This is a genomic window from Nonomuraea sp. NPDC051298 (assembly GCF_055586305.1).
Genome location: NZ_JBVJIM010000047.1, coordinates 24,403 through 32,953, shown reverse-complemented (window position 1 = coordinate 32,953; position 8,551 = coordinate 24,403). Strand labels below are relative to the sequence as shown.

Below are 8,551 nucleotides of genomic sequence, written 5' to 3'. Positions count from 1 at the left end.
CCCGCTCTCCCAGTAGCACTCGACAGCGCGATCGTCCCCGACTTCCCCCTGGCCAACAAGAGCTTCAACCTGTCCTACGCGGGCAACGACCTGTAAGCGCGGCCGCGCATCAGTCGCGCCGAAAACACAGCCAGATCACGATTGCATCCTCCCGAAGCACCTTGCGGCGGCTGATGGTGACAGTCCGGAGATCGCCGAGCGGGACTGGTGGCGGGACGTGACCACGGGCATTCGAGCCGACCCTGTAGCGCTTCAGAATTCGCACACGTGGTCTGGTCTGGTGCTTCTTCGGGTGAGCCAGAAGCCCTGCCCTAGATCCCGAGGACTGTGCGGATGACGTCGCGATCTTTCTCCTTCTCCGCCTCAGAAAGCAGCATGTAGGGGCGGCGCTGCTCCTCGGTGGCCCAGGAAGCGTTGCGGGCCAGCCACTTGTCGTGCACTACCGAACTCGCTTCCTCCATGAACCGCTCGCTCCAGACGTCCACGCCGCTCACACGTGCCTCGTCGACGAGCTGCAACCCGATACGCGCGGACTCCCGGTTCTCGTGCTGCCAGTCGGTGGGCAGCGAGCGGTAGCGGGTGTTGGCGATGTCGACCTGATCGGTGCTGTGCTTCTTGATCCAGGCTGAGTCCTTGGTGGCCTTCCACCTGGATTCGTAGGTGTTGTCGGAAAGTCTGCGTGGCGCACGCCACTTGTCGTGGAAGCGGCTGGCGATCTGGTTGACCCTGCGGTTGGTCAAGGTCGTGGACATGCCTCGCATCAGTGCGCCGATGCGGGCGATGACCTCACGCAACCTGAACAAGAATTTGGCGGCCAGCGTTCTCAGCCTGGGCAGGAGCTGGGGCGCGTGTACGGCGACCGCGACGGCAAGCAGTCCCAACCCGGCCAGCAGTCCGCCGGCCCAGACCAGTACGCCTCTGGTGCACCGCAGGATGTCGGCGGTGACCGACAGGCGGTGGGCGAGGTCTTCAGCGGTGGTGGCGGTTCCGTCGCGACCGGTCACGTGGGCGTGCGCCGCGTCGGCAGCCGGACCGCTGTTCGCCGAGGCGAGCCGCAGGGCTTGCCTGCTCTCGGTGGCAAGTGCCCGGTGACGTGTGGCGGCCTCGTCCAGTTCGGAGACGTGCCGATCGATGGCCTCCAGCCCAGGCAGGGGCGGGACACCCAGCAACGCCAGCCCGCTCGCTGCGGCCTGCTCGATCACACGTGCCCGCCGTCGGCGCGTGAGCTGTCGGCGAGCTCACCGTTGGTGAGCTCAGTACCCCTGTTGACCACCGCCATGGCGATCTGTCCGGCTCCGGCGCGATCGAGCGAGCCGGCGAGCCGTTCGCACGAGGCGTGAAGACTTGCCCTGAGCTCGCGGTAGCCGGCGGCGAATTCTTCATACGGCAACGGCGCGTCATCGGCGAAGCTCAGCCCATTGACATACGCCGTATATTCGCCGGCCAATCTGCTCATCGCCCTGCCGGAGGAGTCACGCCCGTCTGCGTCGATCGAAATCCCGGTTGTGCGCTCGGTCATCCCGAGATCTTCTTGAGAACGTCCCAGCTCGTTCAAGGGCACCTTCTTTACCATGATCGCAGCGAGTATAGGCGAGCGAAGAGTAACCGTCGACGGCGGGTGGTGGCGGGGGTGCAGGAACGCGGATGCATTACCCCCTACTGGGTTGCCGACCTGGCCGCCCGGATCCGCGGCCACTGAGCGGTCAAGAGCCGGACAGGCCCCAGGGCTCTTGCGCAGCAGTGCGTCGACCGCTCCGGCCGGGCGCGAGGTCGGCCGCGGGCGCGGGCCCGTCGCACGAGATGCAGGGCGACGCGGCCGTGCGGACAAGGGCTTCGCCTCCAAGGAGTTCGAGACCGGCCTCGCCTTCCAGGGCGCGGAGTTGCTCCGGCCGTCGTTCAAGCGGGAGAAGCCCCGCAAGGGCGAGTCGCTGCCGAAGTCGGTGCGGTAGCTGATCGAGTCGGTCGACGACACGCGTTCAGCCCAGGGACGCCAGGCGGGCTCCGCCATCGGTCTCGATGATCGTGCCGGTGATGTTGGCGTTGGTCGCTGCGACGACCACGACGTCGTCGGCGGTTGCGATGTGCCGGGCGGGTAGCGCCTGGGCGGCCTGGGCGAAGTAAGCCTGCCGGGCGTCGTCCGGCAGGCCGCTCCACCAGGGCGTGTCGACGAGGCCGGGTCGAGGTGTGTCAGAGAAAATGCACCAGATAGGGCCGAAAACACCTATCAGTCGCGAGAGGGGTTATAGGGGATCCTGGCGTAGTTCGCGCCGGGTGGCAACCCGGGCCTCGTGAGCGGCCTTCAGCCCGGCCCGGCGGGCCTGCCGGATAGCTTCACCGCGCCCATGGTGCTCGTCGTCGGGGGTGACGTAGCCGAGACCCTCGTGCAGCCTGACCTCGTTGCAGAACGTCCGGATCGAGTCCAGCTCGGCCTCCAGTTCCCCAGGGCCGGTGACCTTGTCCAGGTGCGGGAACTCCTCCTTGACGTGCCCGAACAGCGACTCGATCCACGCCTGGTCATTCGGCGTGCCGGGACGCCCGAAGTGCTGGGCGATGCGCGCCCCGGCCATGAACGTCCTGGTCGCTGAGGAGGTCATCTGCGGTCCGTTACCCGAGACGGCCAGCAGCACCGGGAAAGCGTCGTGGTCGGGCACCTGCCCGCCGCGCAGTTCGGCCAAGAACCCCTCGTCATCGAGGAGATGAGCCTTGCCCCAGCATCTCCAGAGCGCGCGTGTAGGCGACCTCGACCTGCGTGGAGGTCTCCTCCGGGGAGACCACAGTGGCCGGCCAGTACCGTGACACCACGTCCAGGACCGCGATCGCGCACCAGGACGGCAGCCCGCGAAAGTGCGTGAAGTCATAGATCGTGATCATGCCTGGCACCAGCTCGGCCCACTCGGGCCACGCCCGGCGTGGCCGTCGCTCACGCGCGGGCCGCTCGGCAACGCTGATCCCGGCGGCCTGCAGCACCCGCAGCACCGTCGATTCCGAGGCGTAGAACGCCTCCAGCCGCGACCCACGATGGGCGAGCTTGCGATGGGAGCGGTCGATGCCTAGCCACTCCTCGGCGATCTTCGCGATTGCCTCGCGTTCCCACGGCAGCAGCGCGTGCAGCGCGATCTCCGGGCCCGGCTTCGCATCGTCCAAGCGGCCCACCACGGCGCGGGCCTGCCAGCGCGGCACCCGCACGTGATCCAGCCCCAGCAGCGCGGACGAGCGGCGGGTCGACCAACCGCCCTCACGCGCCGCGTGCGCGACAAGCTCCAGCAGACCGGCCTTGACGGACGCGTCGACTCGCGGCGGGACCAGGCCGGCCTTCAGCCCCAAAGCGATTTTCCCTGGTGCAGATGGAGCGCGACGGCCTGCTCGGTCACCGTCGCACGCAACCGCTCGATCTCCCTGCGAGCCGCCTCCAACTCGACGGCCACGGGGCTCTTGCCCGGACGACCCGACGTCGAGGCACCGGCCAGAGCGTCCAGCGCGCCCTGCTTGGCGGTCTTGCAGATGACGCTGACCGTCATCCGGTTCACACCGTACTTCTCGGCCGCCTCGCCCTGGGTGGACTGGCCAGTGAGTACCTCGACGAACACCTGGTACTTCACCGATGGGGCGAGCAACGTACGCTTGCCCGGCCTACCCGGACGGGCCTGGGACGACTTGGGATCCTGCTGCGGTCCTGCCACCTGCTTCAACCTCTTCCACGGAGTGATCAAACTACCCGCGGTTGATAGGTGTTTCGGACCGGGACTGGTTCATTGACTCTGACGCGGAAGGAATGGGAACGGGCACGTACGGGCTGGGACTACGCAGGGTTGGCCGTGCTTGAGACTGCATCACGGGTCCGTGGCCTGCCGGGCGCGGAGAGCCCGGAGCTTGTGGCGGTTGCCGCAGCGCTCCATCGCGCACCAGCGCCGGGCGCCGGGGCGGGACGTATCGACGAACACCAGCGGGCAGTTGTCGCTCGCGCACTCGCGAAGACGCCCGGACAGTGGCCCGGACAGCAGCTCGATCATCTCCCGCGCCAGCGTCGACAGCGCCTGCGCTGCCCGCACCGGCGGCGCCCACCCCGCAGTCGTGGCGTCGGCGGCGAGCTCGGGGATCAGCGGCGCCGCGGCCGCAGCCCGGTTGATGGTGGCGACGGTCTCGGCGAGGAGGGGGCGGCGCGCCGCCTGAGCGTGCGCCGCATCCCAGATCGCCTGGCGCAGGGTCTTGGCCGCGCTCAGCTCGCGGGCCGTCACGGGGACCGCCATGAACGCGCCCAGCGGCGGCTGGGCCAGCCATTCGCCGAGGTCGGCAGGCTCGTGAAGGGTCTCGAATACCGCGTATTGGCCCTCGCCGCCGGTGTGGGCGAAGTCCAGGCAGACGGCGCCGGCGTCGAACCGGAACGACCCGCCCTTGGGGTCATGCAGCACTCGCCCGGTTGCATTCGCTCGCATGAAACCACTATAACTGGTTTCGCATGAAACCGCTTTAACCGGTTCAATCCTCAAAGGAGCAAGCGCATGGGTGTACGGCACATCAACCCCGAAGGGCTCCATCGCAGCCCGGCTTTCAGCCAGGCCGTCGTGGTCGAACAGCCGGCGAAGACGATCTACGTCGGCGGGCAGAACGGCGTCGACGCCGACGGTAAGGTCGTCGGTCCCACGGTCGGGGAGCAGGCCAGGCAGGTGTTCCGCAACCTTGCGACCATCTTGGAGAGCGAGGGGGCGAGCTTGGCGAACATCGTGCACTGGCGCATCGCCGTAGTGGATGGCCACACGTTCGACGAGGGTGTCGCTGCCTTCCAGGAGGTGTGGAACCGGGCTGACCCGCCGCCCGCCATCACGGTCCACGTTGTGGCCGGCTTGGGGCCCGGGTTCCTCGTCGAGATCGACGCCGTCGCCGTCGTGTGATGCCCCGGGGGGCTGCTGCTCCGGGGCGGGACTATTCACCCGGTCGTCGGGTTGGCCCGGTTTAGATGCCGGGTGCGACCCAACAGCGACGACCGGGTGGAAGTCATCCGTCATCATGCGCTCCGTGGACCCTGTGGCGGTAGATGCCGTCCGGGCGGCGGTCGAGCCGCTGGTCCCCGCACCCGGCCCCGTACCCATCCGCCTGGCGTAGGGCGATGGCGGCTACTCCGGCAAGCTCGTGGGCTGGGCCGCACCCGGCTGCGGCTCATGGCGTAGTTCGCGAAACGATCCGTCACCGCTGTAAGTGCTGCCCGACGCTGGATTGTCGAACGCACGCCGTTCCGGCCTGGATCGCCCGTCACCGCCACTGCATCCGCGGCTACGAAAGATCACGAAGCCATGGTCCATTGGACCATTGGTCCATTAACGAAAACATCGGATCATGACAAACGTATCTGATGCACCACTTTCCGGGCGGAGTGCCACCAAGCCGCCCGCCCCTGTCTGGCCGATCGTCGGCCTGGTCTGTCTGGCGCAGTTCATGATGGTCCTCGACGTGTCAATCGTGAACGTCGCGCTGCCCGCCATGGAATCCGCCCTCCGCCTAGGCACCGAAGGGCTGCAATGGGTGGTCAACGGCTACATCCTCACCTTCGCCGGGTTCCTGCTGCTAGGCGGCCGGGCGGCCGACCTCTACGGACGCAGGCGCACCTTCATCGCGGGCCTGGCCGTGTTCGCGATCGCCAGCCTGGCCGGCGGGCTCGCCACCACGCCGGAGCTGCTCATCGCCGCGCGGGCGATCCAGGGGCTCGGCGCGGCCGTGGTCGCCCCCGCCACGCTGACGATCCTGACCACCTCGATCCCGGCCGGGGCGACACAGGCCAAGGCCATCGCCACCTGGGGCGCGGTCGGGGCGGCCGGCGGGGCGGTGGGGTCGCTCGCCGGCGGGCTGCTCACCGACTACCTGTCGTGGCGCTGGATCCTGCTGATCAACGCGCCGATCGGGGTGATCGCGATCATCGCCGCGCTGCGCCTGCTCGCCGAGAGCCGCGACCTCGGCAACCGCAGGCTCGACCTGACCGGTGCGATCACGGTGACCGTGGGACTGTCGGCGCTGGAGTTCGGGGTGCTGCAGACCCCCGCGTACGGCTGGGGTGCGGCGCGCGCGCTGATCCCGATGAGCGTGGGCGTGCTGGCGCTTGCCACGTTCGTCCTGGTGCAGGCCAGGTTCGCGCGGGCGCCGCTGATGCCGCTACGGGTCTTCCGGGCCCGCTCGGTGTCCGGCGCGTTCCTCGTGCAGTTCCTGCTGGGCGCCGCGGGCTTCGCGGTCTGGTACTTCCTGTCTCTCTACATGCAGCAGGTACTGCACTACAGCGCGCTACAGGCGGGCTTGGCGTTCCTGCCGCACACCCTCGCCATTATCGTCGCCTCCAAGGCCACGCCGCGGCTGGTCGGCCGGGTCGGCCTGCGTCCGCTACTGGTCGCAGGCGCGCTGATTTCGGCGGCGGGTTTCGCCTGGCAGGCCACGATCACGCCAGAGAGTGGCCTGCTCACCGGCATCGTGCTGCCGGGCGTGCTCATCACCGGCGGGATGGGCCTCAGCTCCGCGCCGATCGCCATGGCCGCCATGGCCGGGGTCGGCCCGGGCGAGGCGGGGCTGGTCTCCGGCATCCTCAACTCCTCCCGCCAGATCGGCGGCTCGCTCGGCCTGGCCGCGCTGACCACCCTGGCCGCGGCCCACACCGGCGCGCCGACCTCCGGGTACGCCCTGGCGTTCGGGGTCTGCGCCGGCGTCGTGGCCGCCGGGGCGGTGGCGGTGCTCGCTCTTCCGAGACCCCCGAAGGTACGTGCCTGATGCGCACGATCGTCGTCCTGGGAAGTGAGATCGGCATCGCCGCGATCTTGCTAGTAGGCGAGATGGTCAGTTGCTGGGAGCTCTTCGGTGGTGAACTCTGCGATCCCAGCGGACACGATCGGTCCGCCAGGGTGGGGAGATATGGACGTGGCAAGCAGTGAAGAGTGGGGCACGACTGAGCGGGTGCTCACCCTGCTCGGGCTGTTGCAGCAACGCCAGGTCTGGACCGGCCCCGAGTTCGCCGACCGGCTCGGGGTCACGCCGCGTACAGTACGACGCGATGTCGAGCGGCTGCGCGCGCTCGGCTATCTGGTGCATGCCAGCCAGGGCGTTGGCGGTGGCTACCAACTCGGCCCGGGGCAGGACCTGCCGCCTCTGCTTCTCGACGACGAGGAGGCGATCGCCACCGCCCTCTCGCTGCTCGTCGGCGCGGTCGCCGGCGCCGGGGACGCCGCACTCCGGGCGCTGACCAAGCTCGACCGGGCGTTGCCCACCCGGTTGCGGCACGAGGTGCGCGCGCTCTCCGGCTCGGTGGAGTCCTTCGGCGGAGGCCGTACGCCGGTCGACCCCGAGGTGCTCATGACGCTGGCCAGAGCCTGCCGCGACGAGGTCGAGGCCGGCTTCAACTACCCGTCCGGGAGCGAGATGCGGCGGTGGCGGATCGAGCCCTACCGCCTGGTCGCCTCCGACCGGCGCTGGTACCTCTTCGCCTACGACCTCGATCGCGACGACTGGCGCAGCTTCCGCGTCGACCGGATGACCGACGTGTCTGCCCGGACCTGGCGCTTCCGCCCACGCGCGGCGCCCAACGCGGCGGCCTCCGGCCGAAGGCGCTCGGAAGCGGATGGGGAGTTTTGAGTTAGAGGTCGCGCGAATAGGCGCGGTGGTGGTAGCCCGGCACGTAGGCAGGCACAGGTCTTCGAGATCATGGAGTTGCGACGCTCTGTGATCACTGAGGAAACCTGTGCCTGTACTGCCATCGTGGCTGACCGAACCGCTTTGGGGCCAATTCGCGGCCCTGCTGCCGGAGCGGCCGGTGTACCACCCGGACCATCCGCTGGGCTGTCATCGGCCACGGATCAGCGACCGGATTGTCTTCGACAAGCTGCTGCAACTGCTGCGCTTCGGCTGTTCTTACGAAGCGATCGCCGACACGACTTGCTCGGCCACCACGATCCGCAGCCGCCGCGACGAGTGGATACGGTTGGGCGTCTTCGTTCGGCTCAGGCAGATCGCGCTGGAGTCCTACGACCGGATCGTCGGCCTCGTCCTCGACCAGATCGCCGTCGACGGAGCGATTACCAAGGCTCCCGGAGGCGGCGAGGTCGCCGGACGCTCACCGGTCGACCGTGGCAAACAGGGGCTGAAGCGCTCGGGCATGACGGATGGATACGGCATTCCGCTGGGGCGTGTCCTGGCCGGTGCCAACCGCCACGACTCCCCACTGCTCGCCCCGACTCTGGACCGTCTGGACCACCTCGGCCCATTACCCGACAGCATCACCGTGCACTTGGACGCCGGCTACGACTCGGACATCACCCGGGCTCTGCTCAGCGCACGCGGCCTGCACGGACGGATCGCGCACAGGGGCAAGAAGGCGCCCATTCAGGCCAGCCAGCGTTGGCATGTCGAACGCACCCACGCCTGGCAGAACGCCTTTGCCGCATCGCCCGTTGCTACGAGCGCCACGCCACCGTCATCGACGCCTTCTTCGACCTCGCCGACACCATCATTACCGTGCGCAGCCTCATGCGACGGGCATGGACAACCCACCGCTGGGACGAACGCCCGAACCGCCGACCATGAC

Annotated in this window: 9 protein-coding genes and 2 pseudogenes; 5 read left to right on the top strand and 6 right to left on the bottom strand. The window is 68.7% G+C overall.

Going from position 1 to position 8,551, the window contains the following annotated elements; all coding sequences use genetic code 11:
• Positions 1 to 311 precede the first annotated feature (311 nt).
• Both ACZ6S0_RS51660 and ACZ6S0_RS51655 read right to left on the bottom strand, forming a co-directional pair.
• On the bottom strand, positions 312 to 1,202 hold the full coding sequence (locus ACZ6S0_RS51660; RefSeq protein ID WP_465928306.1) for a hypothetical protein: 891 nt from the start codon (positions 1,200 to 1,202) through the stop codon (positions 312 to 314).
• The gene (locus ACZ6S0_RS51655) at positions 1,199 to 1,573 is read right to left on the bottom strand and encodes a hypothetical protein (protein WP_465928304.1); all 375 of its coding nucleotides are present in this window, start codon (positions 1,571 to 1,573) and stop codon (positions 1,199 to 1,201) included. Before ACZ6S0_RS51655 ends, ACZ6S0_RS51660 begins: the two co-directional genes overlap by 4 nt.
• A gap of 157 nt (positions 1,574 to 1,730) precedes the next feature.
• Between ACZ6S0_RS51655 and ACZ6S0_RS51650 the strand changes: the two genes are divergently transcribed.
• Entirely contained in the window at positions 1,731 to 1,949 is a 219-nt protein-coding gene (locus tag ACZ6S0_RS51650) for a hypothetical protein (RefSeq protein ID WP_465928302.1), read from the top strand.
• Positions 1,950 to 2,240: 291 nt separating this feature from the next.
• On the opposite strand, the gene ACZ6S0_RS51645 is transcribed toward ACZ6S0_RS51650, so the two are convergent.
• From ACZ6S0_RS51645 to ACZ6S0_RS51630, 4 genes are all read right to left on the bottom strand, one after another.
• Entirely contained in the window at positions 2,241 to 2,675 is a 435-nt protein-coding gene (locus tag ACZ6S0_RS51645; RefSeq protein WP_465928300.1) for an integrase core domain-containing protein, read from the bottom strand.
• A 10-nt stretch (positions 2,676 to 2,685) separates the two neighbouring features.
• Positions 2,686 to 3,324 carry a transposase family protein gene (locus ACZ6S0_RS51640; RefSeq protein WP_465928298.1) on the bottom strand — a complete coding sequence of 213 codons (639 nt, stop codon included), beginning with the start codon at positions 3,322 to 3,324 and terminating at the stop codon, positions 2,686 to 2,688.
• A complete protein-coding gene (locus tag ACZ6S0_RS51635; RefSeq protein WP_465928296.1) occupies positions 3,315 to 3,680 on the bottom strand; it encodes a hypothetical protein in 366 nt (121 codons plus the stop codon). The genes ACZ6S0_RS51640 and ACZ6S0_RS51635 overlap by 10 nt, the downstream gene beginning before the upstream one ends.
• A 150-nt stretch (positions 3,681 to 3,830) precedes the next feature.
• Positions 3,831 to 4,433, bottom strand: a complete 603-nt coding sequence (locus ACZ6S0_RS51630; RefSeq protein WP_465928294.1) for a CGNR zinc finger domain-containing protein — start codon at positions 4,431 to 4,433, stop codon at positions 3,831 to 3,833.
• Between the two features lie 66 nt (positions 4,434 to 4,499).
• Here ACZ6S0_RS51630 and ACZ6S0_RS51625 point away from each other — a divergent pair, with 66 nt between their 5' ends.
• The 4 genes and pseudogenes from ACZ6S0_RS51625 to ACZ6S0_RS51610 all read left to right on the top strand — a co-directional run bounded on the left by ACZ6S0_RS51625 (position 4,500) and on the right by ACZ6S0_RS51610 (position 8,550).
• Positions 4,500 to 4,889, top strand: a complete 390-nt coding sequence (locus tag ACZ6S0_RS51625; protein WP_465928292.1) for a RidA family protein — start codon at positions 4,500 to 4,502, stop codon at positions 4,887 to 4,889.
• 442 nt (positions 4,890 to 5,331) lie between these two features.
• Positions 5,332 to 6,744, top strand: coding sequence for an MFS transporter (locus tag ACZ6S0_RS51620; RefSeq protein ID WP_465928290.1), 1,413 nt, complete (start codon positions 5,332 to 5,334; stop codon positions 6,742 to 6,744).
• A 141-nt stretch (positions 6,745 to 6,885) separates the two neighbouring features.
• Positions 6,886 to 7,560 (top strand): annotated as a pseudogene (locus tag ACZ6S0_RS51615) (helix-turn-helix transcriptional regulator); the annotation flags it as partial.
• A gap of 148 nt (positions 7,561 to 7,708) precedes the next feature.
• Positions 7,709 to 8,550, top strand: a pseudogene (locus ACZ6S0_RS51610) (IS5 family transposase).
• Position 8,551: the final 1 nt, after the last annotated feature.